The organism is Terriglobus sp. ADX1 (assembly GCF_036877645.1).
GTDB lineage: Bacteria > Acidobacteriota > Terriglobia > Terriglobales > Acidobacteriaceae > Terriglobus.
On sequence record NZ_JAEDXV010000012.1, the window covers coordinates 112573 to 129375 of the forward strand.

Consider the following 16803-nt stretch of genomic DNA (forward strand, 5'->3'; position numbering starts at 1 on the left):
CAAGTGTGTGCTACTCGATGCCGAGGCGGCGATCGAGGGAGAGCATGCCGGCACCGAAGGCGGCGGCGATGAGTGCCAGGACGCCGATGGCGAGTGGGTACTTGGAGGCGTCGTAGGCCGGGTAGGTGACCTTGGCGATGCCCACGATCAGGGTGATGGTGACGAGCGCACCGAAGAGGCGAGTGAGCAGGCCCAGCAGGATGCAGAAGCCGCCCAGGAACTCCACCAGTGCGGAGATGGTGCCGAGCCATGCGGGCATGCCCAGCGTCATCACGTAGTGGTTCCACTTCTCGATGGCGGAGAAGAGGTTGTTGCCGTGCAGACCGCCATGCGGAATGACCTTGTGCCAGCTTGCGGAGATGAGAGCTGCGCCAAGGACAAGGCGCAGGACGAGCAAGGCAAAGGGTTGCAGACGGTCGAAGAATCGGCCCATGAAAACACCTCTCAAGATCAGGCTAAGGTGTTTTTGCTGTGTTTCTTGCGGCTATTTCGCTGTGGGTGCCAACACCGGCACGGGGCCACCGGGTAGGGTACTGTCCAGGAAGCGGGACAGTGCGGCTCTCTCTGCGGTGGCGTCGTGGGTGGGGACCTCTACCGTAAGCTTGGGGTCAGCGGCAGCCTGATAGGTGGCGGTGCGGGCCTTATCCAATGGGCCAACGGTGTAGAGCAGCTTGGGAGCTGCGAGGTGCTTCAGGCCGTCGAGCGGGAAGCCGTCATGGAAGACCACGCTCATTGGGTAGAGCAGCACTCGGGCATCCGAGCGGACGCGGGATTCTACCGACGGATCGGCGTTGTAGGCGATCAGGCCTGCGCCGGGGCCATAGTTCTGGAGCAGTTGCGTACCGATGGAGACACCGATGCCGCTACCGAAGACCAGCACGTGATCCGGCTGGATGTGGCGTGTTCCCGTGAGGTATTCCCATGCGGAGACGGCGTCCGCCAGCATGCGGTCCTGGCTGGGATGTGGGCGCTGCGCACTGTTGCCGTAGCCGCGGTAGTCAAAGGCGAGGACGTTGAGGCCGAGGTCGCGCAGGGCTGCGATCTGTGTGCCATCGCCGGCATCAAGCTGGCCGTCGGCACCGCGCAGGTAGAGAACGGCATAATTGGCGCGAGGCGATTCGGCGTTGGCGGCAATCCATTCGCCGGAGAGTTGCGGCTGCCCGCTGGAGTCGGGACCGAAGCGGAGCTTCTCAGAGGCTAATCCGGTTCCAACATTGGGCTTGCGTGTCGGGTGGAGAACAAGCTGCCAGGAACCCATGTAGATCATCAAGCCCATTGCCAGATAAGCGCAGATGAAAGCTGCAGCGATCGTGAGACCGAGCATCTTGAGGAGCCAGCGCGGATCAATGACCTGGACGGTTTTGGGTGGGTTCTGCTGCTTTTTCTTCGACTTCGCCATCGTCTCTCATGGTATCGCGTGGAGACTATCAGGAGGGGTACCCCCTCCCCCCTGTTTTTCTAAAATCGTCTTTCTAATGGAGTTACGGTTCCGATGGCTGTAAAATCGTCTTACCATTGGGGTTAGGGGCAAAATCGTCTTTCTAAAAGAGTTAGGGCCGCGCTTTTTGCGCGGCCCTTTTCTCTCTGTTTCTATTTTAACTGTTTGGCAGAAATACCATGCCAGCGTTATTCCTTTTGGTTTCTTTCAGTTGGAGAAATATGGGCTTGACATGATTTGATGCCAGATCGTTTATGTACTCACCGAGAGAGTGAGCGCTTGGACTTGTCTCCCGCAAAGAGCCTGGGGCCGACCTCTATCAGTCTTGGCATCATCTTATGTAAGCTCACACGATCCCACGGAGCATTGGTGCGAGTTCGCAGTCCTTTCTCGTTGAGGTCACTGACGATCTGGGAATAGGAAAAGTCCTGATTCAGCAGATCCAGCATCTGCATCAAGACCGAATTCTCGTAGGGGTCGATCTCCAGTCGCAGGCAATCGTCGGAGAGCCGAAGACCGTAGGGGATCTCTTCGGCTTGTTCTGAATCATGCGGTGTTTCCGATTCCGGAAGCTCTCGACGCCATTCGATCGAGACCAACTGCCATCCTGCCTTCTGGCGTTCGGCGATCAGAGTGGGGCTGAAAGGGCCGGAGAACCTGTCTTTGACTCGTTCAAAGTGAGACATGTGTTTCCTCCTGCCTTCGGAAGTGCACGTGCCGCGCCAAAGCATTTTGCTTCAAAATCAAGCGGTTGATTCGCGAGGGCTTTGGCAAGCTGTTGCATCTTCAGACAGGGCTGTCCGCATTCGAACAAATTCCGCATACCCTGCGATGGAGCCTTACGAGTGAAGTAAAGGCATTTTTTCGGGTGAACACGCGGTGGGCAGCATGCTCCTGTTTGTCTTCGTGGCCGCGCGGGATACTTTGGTTAGCTTCTTACGGCCGGGCTGAAAGCCGTGCCCTTCCGAAAGAAGTCGCACTTTGCGCGAAGGATGCGCTTACTCGCAATGCACGAGACTCAAAGCGTCTTCGCAGAGTGTATTGATGACGCTATGCGCGCTTAAAGAGACTGATTCGATTCCCGCAGTCCTCGACTTTCAAGGCGGTTTAAAGGCATCTCCTATTTTCATAGTTGACAAGTCTGCAGGATTAATTCATTCTCCTATTTACATAGGAGTCGCTCGTGATTGGTCGAAAGAAAGGTTCATCATCCCTTACCCAACTTGAGCTTGAGTTGATGGAAGTGCTTTGGAGTATGGACGGCCCAAGCACTGTGCAGCAGGTGCAGGAGGCGCTGTCGCCAAGGAACCAGCTTGCCTACACAACCGTGCAGACCGTGCTGAACACCCTGCAAAAGAAGGGTAAAGTTGTGCGCGCTGAGGGCGAGGGGCGAGCGTTTGCATACAAGCCAGCCATCAGCAAGGAATCTATCCTGCGACAGGCCGTGCGCGACCTTGCCGACCGTATGTTTGGCGGCTCGTCGGAAGAGTTGGTGATGAGCCTTATCCAATCTCGGGAGGTGGATGCTGATCGCATCGCTGAACTGAGCCGCAAGCTTGTCGAAGAGGAGAGCTCTAATGGCTAACCCATTCCTGTTGCAGGTCACAACCTATATCGCAAGCTATCTGATGAATGCTTTGTGGCAGGTGCCATTGTTGTTTATAGCCGGGTGGCTTGTTGCCCGATTACTGCGCCGCATGGGTCCGGCTGCTGAGCATCGAGTGTGGCAGATCACGCTGCTGTTGTGTGTATGTGTTCCTGCGATTCCTGCTCCAGCAGCACATGGTGGTCAGGCTGTGGCTATAACGCTGTTGGAACGTCGCGTTACCTCCAGCGTGACAACCACGCATTCTTCGCTAGCGTGGCGCGGCCCCGTGTGGATGTCACCGGAAGAGTTGGATTGGATGTGCGGGCTGTGGGCTGTCACTGTTCTGTACGGAGCGGCGCGGCTTGGCATGGCGATGCACTACACGCGTCGCCTTCGTAGCAGCGCCACTGCTTGTTCGTTACCGCCTGCGTACGCCGCTGTATGGCAAGAGTGTTTGGTTCATGCCGGACGAATGGACGTTATCGTGCTTGAGTCGTCCAGCCTCAGCAGCCCGGTAACGGTCTCGCTTGGCGGCGATGCCATGCTGCTGCCATCGAAGCTTGTGGAACAGATCAGCGTTGATGATTTTCGTGCAGCCGTGGCACACGAATGCGCCCACATCGCCCGCAACGATTTCTGGAACAACCTGCTCTTCGGTTTGCTAACGCTAACTGTGGCCTTTCATCCTGTCATGCGGCTTGTCCGCCGGTCTCTCGTTGCTACGCGTGAGATGGCGTGTGATCGCGCGGCGGCAAAGTTACTGGGCAATGTACAGGCGTATCGAGGCGCCCTGTTGCGCCTGGCCGCATGGATAGCGGGTGCGAAGGCTTCACAGCAACCGCTGGCGTGCAGCGCAGCGGTTGGCATCCTGGATTCAAACTCACTGGAGGAACGTATGAATCGGCTTACGAAAAGCATGACAGTTACCAGCACGTTCACGCGCTATGCACTCACAACCATAGCGGTCGCCTTCTTTGCAGCCGTGACAGTCAGTGCTACGACCGCGGCAGCGCGAGTTGCTCCTGAAATTGCTATTGGGCCAGTGAATGTTTCACCGCTCCCAACATCCGCCGCCCAAACTCCACCCCCCGAGCAAACAACTAATCATCCTGTCTCACCCAAGACATCGCCAGTCAAGCAGAAACTGGCGACCACCGCGCGAAAGGTTTACGCGATTGTGCCTCCCCCAAAACTGGTGTACATGGTGAATCCTGAATTCCCGAAAGAGTTTCATACGCCTGAATTTTCAGGAGGCGAATGTGTTATTGGCCTCGTGGTGGAAGCCACAGGTATTCCGAACGATGTGCATGTTGTGCGGTCGCTGGGCAAGGCGTTCGATGACAGCGCGTTGAAGGCGGTGCAGCAATACCGCTTTCAGCCAGCAATGCGTGAGGGGCATCCTGTTGCCGTTGCCCTCAACATTGCCGTGAACTTCCAGAAGTTCTAACGTCTAGCCGCGACGTGGAAAATGCTTCCGGTCGAGCCTTTGGACTCGAAGTGACCATTCGACTCACGACGAGGGCTCGGCCTAAGCTGGGCCTTTCGCTTTGTACATTCGGCGCATGAGTACCCTCTCGGAGAAACGAGATTTTCGGAAACTGCTACGGGATCCCTGTTTCTAACCGGTACAAACGAGTATCGATAAGTCGGCTTATGGGAAGCGATCTTCTTCTGACGTGAACCGCGTTTGTTGGGAGTGGAGTCTGTGAGGATACAGCTGAATTCGGAGCAGAAGGGATGGAAGCAGACTCCGGTGCGGTCGGCTTGTTCTGCTGCACACGTCTTTCAATCAGCCTGGCATGGTTTTCTTTCACCCAGTGCGACGCTCGAAGCCATGTCGCTTGCAGCCAGGCGCCACGAATGAGCGGACTCCGTCTGAAGAGGAATTTGGGAGTCGGCGACCAGAATGGTGGCATGAAGTTCGTCGACCGTGCGCGTGGAGGGCACTGTCGTAGCTGTGGCGGATTTTCCGTTATTACTTTGATTGGCGTAGGTGGTAACGGTCGATGTCTCCTTGCGTTCTTTGCGCGAGTCCACGCGCACGATAGTGGCCGCCTCGGAGGCCGCGTCGACGACCTGAAGCGTGCGCGACTTTCCAAGGAGCGCCTTCCGCAGATCGAGCGAGAAATCTCCTGCGCCGTTGGCGGTTCACTGGCGGGAGACGTGATGGTCGATGCCGGTGTTTTTCCTCTGTAGATTTGGCTTTTGTAATGTTTGCGCGTGTTAGTCTCTTCCGAACAGAAGGGCTTGAATATGAGAAATCTCTCTCGTCGGGTTGGTCTAAGTGCAGCTCTTGGCTTTGGCCTCGTCATGCCGCCATGGTCCTCTGCGCAGGGGAAGCCGACTGCCGTGACCGTGCGCGAAGGTCAGCCGACCGTGCTCAACGGCAAGGTTCAGGGTTATACGGGCCCTTCCTATCTGGTGCACGCCGAGGCAGGACAGAAGCTCCAAGTCTCGCTCCAGAAGCTGAAAGGCAGCACGTTGTTCAACGTCTACGCTCCGGGCGTTGAGCCGGGACAGGACGCAATCTTCCGGGGTGATGTCGGTGGCGATGTTGCGGATCTGAACGTGATGCAGGCGGGTGATTATCGCATTGACCTCTTCCAGATGCGGGCATCTGCGCGACGCGGTGCGGTGACGAACTTCACTCTCAAGATCGCACTTCAAAGGTAGAGGGCCAAGGGACGCATATGGACTTCATGAAGCTGCTGAAATCTCTCGACGACTTTCTTTACGAGATCGTCGGGTGGATCATCTTCTATCCCATCACCATGGCACGATCCATCGTTCACCCTGGGGCCATGTTGCGATACTCGGATCTCGAACTAATGAAGCCCGATGACGAGCAATATTCCGACACGCTCAACCCGCCCATCTTTCTCCTGATTACGCTCTTTCTCGCCTTTCTCGCCAGCAAGATTCTCCAACCCCAGACCACAGCGCATCTTCCCGGCTTCCTCTCGAGCGATTCGAACCTTTTACTCTTCCGCGGCGTAACCTTCAGTATCTTTCCTGTTCTGATGGCGCTTGATCTACTCCGCCACCAAGGCAAGCACATCGACAGGGTGATGCTGCGAGCGCCGTTTTATGGTCAGTGCTTCATCGCCGCTCCCTTCGCTCTTGCCGTGTCGGTCGCTGGTCAGCTTGTGCTACATCACAGTTTGACATTCGCTCTCATTGGCGTTGCTGTCTACTGCATCGCTTTTTTCTGGTACGTCGTGGTGGAAATCGGCTGGTTCTCTGCAACGCTCGGTATCGCGAAGTTCCGCGCAGCAGTCGAAGTCTTGGCCGTCGTCGTCGTGACCAACATCCTCGTGCTAAGCGTCGCGCTGGGACTCAATAACCTATCTAAGCATGGGTTATAGAGTAGAAATCAGTTTCAATCCAAGGGAAATCTTCGATGACTTATCGACAATAGATTTGCTCTCATATGTCGGCTTCAGTGAAGTGATCTCATGTGACGATGCCTGCGTTTCTCGAGATCTATTGATCTCCCGTCTGTTCGTTAGCTCCTAAATGGAATTAGCCTTCGTTGCGAAGGGCAATCATCGGTTCGATGCTGGCGGCGCGACGTGCCGGGATGGCTGAGGCTATGAGGGCGGCAAACGCTAGTAGTAGAGCAGCCCCGATGAGCATGAAAGGATCCCAGGGCCGAACGTTGAAGAGCTGATCTTTCAGAAGCTTTCCAGCGAGGATAGCGAGCGGGATACCGATGCCGAGGCCTATGGCAATCTGCCAGAACGAATTACGCAGAACCATGCGGACCATGTCTGATCGAGTGGCACCTACTGCCATGCGAAGGCCGATTTCGCTGGTGCGTTGTTCGACGATGTAAGACATGACACCGTAGAGTCCGACAGCGGCGAGGAGAAGGCCGAGCACACCGAAGATGGTGGTGAGTGTGGCGATCATGTCCTGTTGCTGGAAGTCTGCGTTGACGACGGAGGTATATGGATCGACTCCGTTGAGCACGAGTTCCGAGTTCACACCGGTCAGAGCCTTGCGGACGTTTTCTTGAAGAGCGGGCGGATTGCCAGGAGCCCAGAGAACGATGTTGTAGAGGTAATGAGACCAGCGGTCGCCGTCGGTGAAGTTGGGATCGTCGTATTGCACGGATTGCGCTTCAGGAACCCAGAACATGGGACCGATTGGTTCTTTGTAACCCCAGGTCATGTAGCGGATGTCGCGAATGACGCCCACGATCTCATAGGTGCCGGAGTATTTCAGGCGGTTCTCGCCGAAGTGTTGACCGATTGGGTTTTGCCCTTTGAGGAAGCGGTTGACGAAGGCCTGATTCACGACGGCGACGTGGCGGGTGGTGGCGGTGTCTTCTTCAGTAAACGCGCGTCCAAGTGCGACTTTGGCACCGATGGTGCTAAAGAAGCTGGGGGTAATGCGAGCCCAACCCGCGCTGGAATCTGCCTTGGCATCGGGCTCAGGTTGTCCCTGGATGCGGATACCTTCGTTCCAACTGTCGCCGGTCATGGGAGCGTAGGTTGCGGACGCAACGGCACGAATGCCGGGTATAGCTTGGAGGCGATCGTTGATCTGGCGATAGAGCGGTTCCATCTGTTCAGGCTTGAGGGTGGAGAGGGTGGGATTGATCCAGGCGACGTAGCGGCCGTGATGATCGAATCCAAAGTCCTGATGCTTGAGATTGCTCAGGCTGCGGCCGAGCAGTGCTGCCGCAGAGAGCAGCACGATGGACATGATGACCTGACCGATGACGAGTACCTTCTGAGTGATGGAGCGATTGCTGCCAACGGAACGATTGGCTCTGCGGAGTGCTTCGGCTGGATCCGCGCGGGAGGTCATCCACGCGGGTGCAACGCCAAAGAGGATTCCTGTGCATACAGAGATGCCGAGGGTAAAGAGCAGGACTGGCCAGGAGGGTGTGGCGCTGATGGGGACGTAGTTGTCCTTGCCGCCAATCTGAATTGCGAGATAGAGGATGAGGCGTGTTCCCCAAATAGCTACGGCGATGCCGCAGGCCCCACCGATGACGGAAAGTGTGACGGTTTCAACGAGTGCTTTACGAATGAGGCGTGCGCGAGAGGCACCCATGGCGACGCGAATCGCAATCTGGCCACGGTCTTTGAGGCCGCGCGCAAGCATGAGATTGGCGAGGTTGCCGCAGGCTACAAGGAGAACGCAGGCGGCTGCGATGAAGAGAATCTTGAGGCCGTCTTTGTAGTCATTGCGCATGGTGGTGACGCCGTCTCCACCGGGGATGAGGTGAAGCGTCTGCTTCTGCCAAAGCTGTAACTCACCGGGGGCCATCTCTGGCACGTGACTGCCAAGCCAGTCGTGCAGTTCGACACGGAGCCTGGCTTCCAGCTTCTGCGGGTCTGTGCCCGGACGAACGCGACCGATGATATCGAGATAGGCGGCTTGAGGCTTCTTCATGCGGGCTTGAGTTCCGGGAAGAGCCTGTTCCGAGGCGATGGGAAGCCAGAAATCGGGCATGCCCCAGCCAGCGAGCTTTGCGCCATAGAAGCCCGGCGGCGCCACACCGATGATGGTGAAGGCGCTGCCGTTGATCTGAAAGCTGGAGCCGACGACGGAGGGATCCGCACCGTACTTCTGTTGCCATACGCGGTGGCTCATGACAGCGACGAACGGCGCGCCTTCCTTGTCGTCGGCGTCGGAAAGGAGACGACCCATCCAGGGCTGAACGCCGAAGGTGCGGAAGAAGTTTCCGGAGACGTACTGGCCGTTGTGGGTGTCGACGGAAGCCTGAGAGCCTGCGCGGCGGATACCAAGCGGAGCATTGCCAGCCTGCAATGCGGCGAGGTCTGTGAACTCCGGGGTGTGATTGCGGAAGTAGTTGTAGGCTTCCCAGGAAAAGAGCGAGAAGTTGTTGTCGTCGCCCTGTGCGTACCCACCCCAGTTGCAGCAGCGGATTTTGTCACCGACACGCCACAGCTCTTCCGGCTTGGCAACGGGGAGCGACTTGAGCATGACCTGATGAACGAGCGTGAAGATCGCAGTCGTGGCACCGATTCCCAAGGCAAGGGTCAAAATTGCAGTGGCGGTGAATCCTGGAGCCTTCCGAAGCTGGCGTAGGGCGTCGCGCAGATCTGTAAGCATGGGTCCTCTTGGCAGTGGGCTGCAGATGAATACGCATGCGAGAGTTGGTGCGGTTCCAAAAATTTAAGAAAAAGTGAAAAATACGTACAGCGAAGTGTGCGCTTGTGCGATGGTCAGATTCGATTCGCGAATCTGGGGCACCGGTTTTGGGGCTGTTGATGTGTTTTGGGTATCCCGCAACGGTGTAGAGGGGGAAGGAATGCAGGTCCTTCAGCTCCGCTTCGTTCAGGATGACGGTCTTCGACCGTACGAGGTTTGCTGGGTGAAATTTGCAAATGCAAGCAGAGAGGCCGGGCAAATGCCCGGCCTCTCTCGTGTTTGGGTTGTGCTGCTTTGTCTTACGGGAGCTTGCCACCTACGAAGCTGCTGCCGTTGCGGCTGTTGACGGGGCGTACTACGAAGACCACGTCGTCGCCTGACTTGAGTTTCGAGATCGTTGATTCGAACTCGGGCAGGGTTGGGGTGGCGTGGCGGTTGACTTCGGTGATGATGTCGCCCTTTTGCAGCGGCAGATCATCGGCGAAGGAGCCGGGCTTGATGTTGGTGATCATCACACCGCCGGAGATCTTGAGGCGGCTGAGGATCTCTGAGGGCACAGCCTGCACCGACATGCCGAACTTGTCCTGCGAGACGTTGGACTTGGGCGGCGTGTTCGGGCTGCTGTCGTCGTCGGAGTCATCGCCGTTCATGGCTGCGGTGGTTTGAGCACGGTCGCCGATGGTGACGGTGACGTTGGCTTCCTTGCCGTCGCGGAGGTAGGTGAGGCGCGCCGTTGAGCCGGGGCGACGGGGTGAGACGTTGGAGACGAGATCGTCACCGTCCTTGACCGGAGTGCCGTCGATGGCGGTGATGACGTCCTGCGGCTTGATGCCAGCCTTGGCTGCCGGGCCACCGGGTGTGACGGTGGAGACCAGAACGCCACCCTTGGCGAAGCCGTAGATACGGCTGACCGCGGAGGAGATGCCGGGCTGGAAGCTGATGCCGATGGAGCCACGTACGACCTTATGCTCGGGCGAGATCAGGTTGTTGTAGACGTTGATCACGGTGTTCGATGGAACGGCGAAGCCCACGCCCACGGAGCCCATGGACTGCGTGTAGATGGCCGTGTTCACACCGACGACCGAGCCGGACATATCGAGCAGCGGGCCGCCCGAGTTGCCGGGGTTGATGGCTGCGTCGGTCTGGATGAACTTCTGGAACTGGCTGCCTGCGCCCGAGGGATCGACACGGTTCTTGGCGGAGACGATGCCTGCCGTGACGGTCTGCGAGAGCGAGAACGGGCTGCCGATGGCGAGAACCCAGTCGCCGACCTGTGCGCCGTCTGAGTTGCCGAGCTTCACTGTGGGCAGGGAGCCGGGGACGTCAATCTTGATGACGGCGATGTCGGTTTCCTTGTCGACGCCGATGACGCGGGCCGGGTGGCCGGGGTCGTTTTCGGGATCGGTAGTCAGCTTGACGTAGATACGGTCGGCCTTATCGACAACGTGATTGTTGGTGACGATGTAGCCGTGGGGATCGACGATGAAGCCGGAGCCGAGGGCATGGCGTTCGCCGCCCATTGGACCTGCCTGATCGTCGTCGTCATCACCGTCGCCCTGGCCCTGGCCATTGCCGCCGAAGAAACGGTTGAAGAAGTCCTGCATGTCGTTCTGCTGCTGGTCGTCGTCGCCCTGACCCTGACCCGGTGCGCGGCGGCCACCGCGACGGTTGCGCGGATTGGTGACCTGCTTGGGCAGCGATTCGGTGTTGATGTTGACGACCGCAGGGCCTACTTCCTTGGCGATCTTGGTGAACTGATTCGGCTCCGCGACCATGCCGGGAACCTTCAGGGGCGTCGCGTCGGAGGTATCGTTCTTCTTCTGCTGCATTGCGCCGTGAACGGTGCCGGTCATCACCGAGCCAGCGATGACGCCAGCCGAGAGTGTTCCGAGCAGCACGAACGACGTCGCAAGGCGATTGCTGCGAATCCGTTCTGAAAGGGTCTGGTTCGATGCCATGAAAGGGTATTCCTCGTTCTTCCTTGGAGCGTACGTGTCGCGGATGCGGCACCTCAGCGGATTAGACGCCTCCGCACTGAAATTGTATGCGTGGAAAGGGGTGTTATGCAGCGTTGGCTTCGGGTTGCTCGGAGACGGGTTGTGATGACAGCAATTCGCTGGCGATGAGGCTACAGAGAATAAGCGCGGCGCCGAGGCCGGAGCGGAGGGTGAGTCGCTCTCCAAAAAACAGCAGCGCTGTCAGTAGAGCGAAGGCTGGTTCGAGCGCGAGGAGCAGTGCGGTGTGGCTGGCGGCGAGGTGCTGCTGCGCCCAGGACTGGATGTAAAATGCCGCGGCTGTGGCGATGAAGGAGCAGAGAAGGATGGCGAAGACGAGGTAGCGGGTGAGGTGGAGGTGTGGATGCTCGACGATGGGGGTGGCGATGGCGAGGATGAGTGCCGCAAAACCGATCTGCAGGGTGGCGAGTTGCGATGTGGGGATTTTCTTTGCGAGGTGAGCGAGGGAGAGGAGGTGGGCGGAGAAGGCGATGGCGCACAGGAGGCTGAGGACGTCGCCGATGCGGAAGCCGTGGGTGAACTCAGAGACCGGCAGGTTTGCCGGGGTGGTGAGAAGGACGATACCGACGAAAGCTCCGCATGCACCGAGGAGAGGGGTTGTGGCTTTCCACGGGTTTTGGGGTGAGGGAGAGGAATGCAGGTCCTTCGACTGCGCTGCGCTTCGCTCTGGATGACGGCTTTCAGCCGTACGAGCTTCGCTGGTGGGACGACCTTCGTTTGTTGGAGCTTCACTTTGAGGGCGTAGTGCCGGGATGAGGCAGAGGATGGGGACGATGACAACCACGAGGCCGGTGAGGAAGGCTGAGTGTGTGGCTGTGGTGGTCATCAGGCCAGCGGTTTGCAGAGCGTAGCCCGTGGCGAGGAAAAATCCTGCGATGGCTCCGGCGGTGATGGTGGTGCGGTTCATCCGGCGAAATTCTTTGCGGTAGATGATTGCCAGTGCAATGAAAGCAAGCACCATGCGGATGAGGACGAAGAGCAGCGGTGAGCAGTCGCGCAGGGCGTTGCGGACGATGCCGAAGGTGGCTCCCCAGACGGCGACGACAGCGAGCAAGAGTCCATGCGCCAGCAGTGACTGTTGGCGAGTGGTGCTCAACGCGCGGTCTCCGTATCGCATTCGGCGGGGCTTGTGACGGCGTAGCCGCAGAGGTCGAGCAGAACGAGAAGGACTCGGCGGAGGGCGAGATCGCGGCCTCGGGTGTCATGCCATTCGTTTGTGGTGTGGACGCCTCCGGCGAGGCCGCCTGCGCCGATGGCGACCGCTTCGCGACCGAGGGAGAGCGGAATGTTGGCGTCGGTGGAGCCGAGGCGTTCTTCGGTGCGGAGGCGCAGGTGGCGGTCGGCAGCGTGGACGCTGGCGAGGAGGCGCGAGTTGGGCGCGAGTTCTCCGGCGGGGCGGTCGCCAATGAGTGTGATGGACGCGTTCAACGTGGTGCGATGCGAGCGCGGAATGGCGAGCATGGCATCTTCCACGGCGCGGTAAAGGCGGACTTCGAGCGAGAGGATCTGGCTGGCGTCGGTGGAGCGGATGTCGAAGGTGGCGGAGGCGGATTGCGGCACGGAAGTGACCGACGTGCCGCCCCGGATTTCGCCGATGTTGAGCGTGGTGCGAGGACGCGCGGGAAGCTTGAGCGCGGCTAGTTCGCTGATGGCCTGCGCGAGAATGACGATGGGGTTGGGCAGCGCGGAGTCAGTCCATGCGTGGCCGCCGGGGCCGGTGATTTCGACACGGAAGCGTCGGCTGCCGAGGGCTCGGGTGACGACGGTTTCGTTGCCCGCGCCCTCGAGGGCAAGCGTGCCGCAGATGCGTGACGCGAAGGGCGATGCGGTGAAGAGATGACGCATGCCGCGGAGGTCGCCCTCGGCTTCTTCGCCGGTGTTGGCAGCGAAGAGGATGTTGGCGGCGGGGTCGATTTCCGCATGGCGCATGGCGGCGGCGATGGCGAGGAGTGCGGCGAGGCCTGCGCCGTTGTCAGAGATGCCGGGGCCGATGAGGAGCGATTCGTCTTCGCGGATATCGAGTTCAGTGTTTGCGGCGAAGACGGTGTCGAGATGCGCGGAGAGGAGCACGACGGGGGACGTGCCGTCGTCTTCGTGAAGCAGACCGAGCGCGTTTCCTGCGGCGTCGGTGTGGACGTTGGCCAGGCCGAGTTCGTTCATGCGATCGACGAACCATGCGGCGCGTGTGGCTTCTCCAAAGGGCGGCGCAGGGATGGCGACGCACTCTTTCTGCCATGCGCGGATACGCTGCTCGTGCAGATGGAACCAGCCGAAGGCGCGATGCACGGCGCGGTCCTGCGCGATTTGCGCGATGCGGGCGAGGGGCAGGAGTTCGCGGTCGCGAAGAATCATGCGCTGGCCTCCTCTGTGGTTGGATGATCGAGATAGACCACCTGCATCATGTGCAGACCCTGCGGCGGTGCGGTGGCTCCTGCGGCAACGCGTTGTTTTGCGGCGAGGATAGCCGGGATGCTGTCAGCAGGAATGCGGGCGGCGCCAATTTCAACGCAGGTGCCAACGATGTTTCGCACCATGTGATGCAGGAAGCCACTGCCGGTGACGCGGTAGACGAATACGTCGTCATGGCGTAGCCATTCTGAGCTGAAGATGGTCCGGATGTTGTTCAGCGGTTCGCCGGATTCTTCGGCTCGGCGTTTGCGGTCGGGATCGCGGGCGGCGAAGGATGAGAAATCGTGTGTGCCGATCAAGGCTGCGGCTGCTTGCTGCATGGGTTCCAGGTGCAGCGGCCAGCGGCAATCCCATGCGTAACGTGCGATGTGGGGCAGGCAGATGCGCTCTTCACGGTTGCCGGGTGTGCGTCGCGGAAAGATTCGGTATTCGTAGGTTTTGTTGAGGACGTTGGCGCGAGCGTGGAAGTCGGCTGGCGCGGATTCGCAGGTGAGAATGCGGATGGCGGAGGGAAGTCGTCGATTCAGCGCGCGGTGGAGGCGGTCTGCAGGGATATCTGCCTTCAAGGTCAGGGAGACGGTCTGACCGACGGCATGAACGCCGGTGTCGGTGCGGCCGGAACCCTGTGGAAGGGTTTCTTCACCGATGGTTTCGCGGATGACTTCCGCCAGGGTGCCTTGAATGGTTCGCAGTTCGGGCTGGACCTGCCATCCGAAAAAATCCGTGCCATCGTACGCCAGCGTGAGCCGGAATGTGTAAGTTGCGGCGTCCGGCTGGAGTGTGGAATCGGGCATGGCAAGAGGTCCGCGGGAACATTGCGGATGTTTCGAACGTACCATGCACGACCATGCCGTGTGGCGTGGCCGGTGGTTGTTATACTTTGACTTCCGAAGGGAACACGGGCGCATACGTAGCCTGCGAACGGTCAGACAGGGCAATCGAACCGATTGAACTGATCTGATAACCGCACGCATGCAAGAAAGGTGCGTCCGAACGGGTCCGGTGAACGTCTTCCTTAGGAAAGACTTTCCTCACAGTTGTTGGAGAACACAGGCGTGAAAGCAGGAACATTGCAGGGGGCGGCCGGAATCGCGCTGCTTTTCATGGGAACACTTGGCCAGGACGTGGCACTGGCGCAGGTTGGGCAGCAACAGGCTCCCCCGTCGGGCGTGCCGGCAAACCCCACCACACCTGCCGCTCCGCAGGCGCAGCAGATTGACACTACTGGCGCGCCGGGAATCCCGCAGGCTCCTGAGCCGGCTCACCCCGGACCTCTGTATCTGCGTGAAACCGGTAAGGATTACAGCAACCTCAAGAGCCACTGGAAGAATCCGATTGCGCCGTATACGGCCACTGATTACAACGCTCCGCGGTTGAGCAACACGCCGCGACTCGCTGATCTGCTTCGCGATGGAAAGGTGTATCTGAGCCTTTCGGACGCGGTTCTGCTGGCGTTGGAAAACAACTTCGATATCGAGATTGCGCGCGTCAACCTGGACATTGCGGATACCGATATCCTGCGCGCTAAGGCCGGCAGCTCATTGCGCGGTGTTTCGACGGGGTTGGTGACCAATACTCTGGGCGGCACTTCAACGACCGTGACAGGTGGTGGTGGTCCTGGTGGAACGACGACGTCGTCGGGTGGTTCCGGTACAGGTGCTTCAGGACTTGTGCTTTCGACCAATGGTGGCGGACCTACGCCGCTGAACCGCGATCCTCTGGTTACGGGCACGCTGCAGTACGAGAGCTCGATTGCGCCCGGTGGTACGAGCATCTTTAACCCGAACTCCACGACGACCGATACGGCGACGTACAACTTTGGCTATCAGCAGGGATTCCTGACGGGTACGCAGTTGAGCGTGACGTATAACAACTCGCGTGTGACTTCGACCTCATACCTGAGCGCGTATACGCCGCAGTTCAACTCGAACTTTAAGGCGACCGTGACACAGAACCTGTTGCAGGGATTTGGTCCGTGGATTCAGGGCCGCTTCGTGGTGCAGGCAAAGAACAATCGCCGTATTACGGATTCGGCTTTCCGTCAGCAGGTGATCTACACGGTTACGCAGGTGGAGAGCATCTATTGGAACCTGGTGAGTGCGTACGAGGATGTGCAGGCAAAGGAACGTGCGCTGGAACAGTCCACGAAGCTGGCTTCCGACAACCGCCGTCAGCTTGAGATTGGAACACTGGCACCGCTGGATATTGTGAACAGCGATCAGGCTGTGAGTACGGATCGTCAATCGCTGGTGACGTCGCAGTCGAACCTGGAGTATCAGCAGTTGGTGATGAAGCAGGCGATTGTGCGTGATCTGAACGATCCGCAGCTTGCAACCGCACCGGTGGTTCCTACGGACCGTGTGAGCCTGGATCGTTTGCCGGAAGAAGATACTCCGGTAGAAGACCTGGTGAAGCAGGCTTACGTAAACAATCCCTCCATTGAACAGGCGATCCTGAATATGGAGAACAATAAGATCACGATTCGCGCAGAGAAGAATGGTCTGCTGCCGGTGCTGAATGCGTATGCGTTCTACGGTGGCACGGGTATTGCCGGTACGGCGAATCCCGCCAGCTCTGCATGTACGAACAATCCCACGCTGCCGAACTGCGGTCTGGGTAACTATGGTGCGTATGGCACTGCGTTCTCTGGTGCGTTCAACAACAGCGCTCCGGATCGTGGCGTAGGTGCGACGTTACAGATTCCGATCCGCAACCGCCCGGCGCAGGCCGATCAGGCGCGTTCGCAGATGGAATATCGCCAGGCGCAGATGCGTTTGCAGCAGCTTTACACGCAGACCCGCATTCAGGTCATTAACGGCCAGTACGCGTTGACGAACGATCGCGCTTCCGTTGTGGCTGCACAGGCAACGCGTGACTACCAGGCGCAGGCTCTGGACGCAGAACAGAAGCGTTTCCGCCTGGGTTCTTCGACGACGGCGAACGTACTGCAGCAGGAACGTAACCTGGCTACGGCAGAAAACAGCCTGATTACGGCTACCGCTGTGTATGCGCGTGACCGCGCTTCGTTGCAGCAGCTTCTGGCGAATACGCTGGATCGCTACGGCATCAACCTGGAACAGGCTGCAACGGGCAACATCACGACGGCTCCTGTGATTCCGGGACTGACTGCTCCGAAGGATCCGGAACCGCCGAGGCCTCTGACGAATACACCTCCGCCGTTGCCTCCATTTCAGGGGGCGGCTCCTCAGAAGTAGGCTTTACAA

At 58.9% G+C, this 16803-nt stretch carries 14 protein-coding genes; 6 read left to right on the plus strand and 8 right to left on the minus strand.

Annotated features, from left to right (window positions below):
• Positions 1-10: 10 nt before the first annotated feature.
• The 3 genes from JAO32_RS10085 to JAO32_RS10095 all read right to left on the minus strand — a co-directional run bounded on the left by JAO32_RS10085 (position 11) and on the right by JAO32_RS10095 (position 2124).
• Positions 11-448, minus strand: coding sequence for a DoxX family protein (locus JAO32_RS10085; protein WP_334239879.1), 438 nt, complete (start codon positions 446-448; stop codon positions 11-13).
• 36 nt (positions 449-484) lie between these two features.
• A complete protein-coding gene (locus JAO32_RS10090) occupies positions 485-1399 on the minus strand; it encodes a serine aminopeptidase domain-containing protein (protein WP_334239882.1) in 915 nt (304 codons plus the stop codon).
• A gap of 299 nt (positions 1400-1698) precedes the next feature.
• Positions 1699-2124 carry a recombinase family protein gene (locus JAO32_RS10095; RefSeq protein WP_334239884.1) on the minus strand — a complete coding sequence of 142 codons (426 nt, stop codon included), beginning with the start codon at positions 2122-2124 and terminating at the stop codon, positions 1699-1701.
• A gap of 497 nt (positions 2125-2621) precedes the next feature.
• Here JAO32_RS10095 and JAO32_RS10100 point away from each other — a divergent pair, with 497 nt between their 5' ends.
• From JAO32_RS10100 to JAO32_RS10120, 5 genes are all read left to right on the plus strand, one after another.
• Positions 2622-3023 carry a BlaI/MecI/CopY family transcriptional regulator gene (locus JAO32_RS10100; protein ID WP_334239885.1) on the plus strand — a complete coding sequence of 134 codons (402 nt, stop codon included), beginning with the start codon at positions 2622-2624 and terminating at the stop codon, positions 3021-3023.
• Complete coding sequence (locus JAO32_RS10105) at positions 3016-4473, plus strand: TonB family protein (protein WP_334239887.1); 1458 nt, start codon at positions 3016-3018, stop codon at positions 4471-4473. Before JAO32_RS10100 ends, JAO32_RS10105 begins: the two co-directional genes overlap by 8 nt.
• 413 nt (positions 4474-4886) lie before the next feature.
• A complete protein-coding gene (locus tag JAO32_RS10110) occupies positions 4887-5222 on the plus strand; it encodes a hypothetical protein (RefSeq protein WP_334239889.1) in 336 nt (111 codons plus the stop codon).
• Positions 5223-5279: 57 nt separating this feature from the next.
• Positions 5280-5699: a hypothetical protein gene (locus JAO32_RS10115; protein ID WP_334239891.1), complete on the plus strand. Its 420-nt coding sequence runs from the start codon at positions 5280-5282 to the stop codon at positions 5697-5699.
• A 26-nt stretch (positions 5700-5725) separates the two neighbouring features.
• The gene (locus tag JAO32_RS10120) at positions 5726-6391 is read left to right on the plus strand and encodes a hypothetical protein (protein ID WP_334239893.1); all 666 of its coding nucleotides are present in this window, start codon (positions 5726-5728) and stop codon (positions 6389-6391) included.
• A 157-nt stretch (positions 6392-6548) separates the two neighbouring features.
• Here the strand turns inward: JAO32_RS10120 and JAO32_RS10125 are convergent, their stop codons facing one another.
• The 5 genes from JAO32_RS10125 to truA all read right to left on the minus strand — a co-directional run bounded on the left by JAO32_RS10125 (position 6549) and on the right by truA (position 14373).
• On the minus strand, positions 6549-9116 hold the full coding sequence (locus JAO32_RS10125) for an ABC transporter permease (RefSeq protein ID WP_334239894.1): 2568 nt from the start codon (positions 9114-9116) through the stop codon (positions 6549-6551).
• Between the two features lie 338 nt (positions 9117-9454).
• Positions 9455-11113: a trypsin-like peptidase domain-containing protein gene (locus tag JAO32_RS10130; protein WP_334239896.1), complete on the minus strand. Its 1659-nt coding sequence runs from the start codon at positions 11111-11113 to the stop codon at positions 9455-9457.
• 103 nt (positions 11114-11216) lie between these two features.
• A complete protein-coding gene (locus JAO32_RS10135) occupies positions 11217-12266 on the minus strand; it encodes a DMT family transporter (protein WP_334239898.1) in 1050 nt (349 codons plus the stop codon).
• Positions 12263-13456 (minus strand): M20/M25/M40 family metallo-hydrolase, encoded by a 1194-nt coding sequence (locus JAO32_RS10140; protein WP_334239900.1) that lies wholly within the window; start codon positions 13454-13456, stop codon positions 12263-12265. The genes JAO32_RS10135 and JAO32_RS10140 overlap by 4 nt, the downstream gene beginning before the upstream one ends.
• Positions 13457-13518: 62 nt before the next feature.
• Positions 13519-14373: a tRNA pseudouridine(38-40) synthase TruA gene (gene truA / locus JAO32_RS10145; RefSeq protein WP_334239902.1), complete on the minus strand. Its 855-nt coding sequence runs from the start codon at positions 14371-14373 to the stop codon at positions 13519-13521.
• A gap of 261 nt (positions 14374-14634) precedes the next feature.
• On the opposite strand from truA, the gene JAO32_RS10150 reads away from it, so the two are divergent.
• On the plus strand, positions 14635-16794 hold the full coding sequence (locus JAO32_RS10150; protein WP_334239904.1) for a TolC family protein: 2160 nt from the start codon (positions 14635-14637) through the stop codon (positions 16792-16794).
• Positions 16795-16803: the final 9 nt, after the last annotated feature.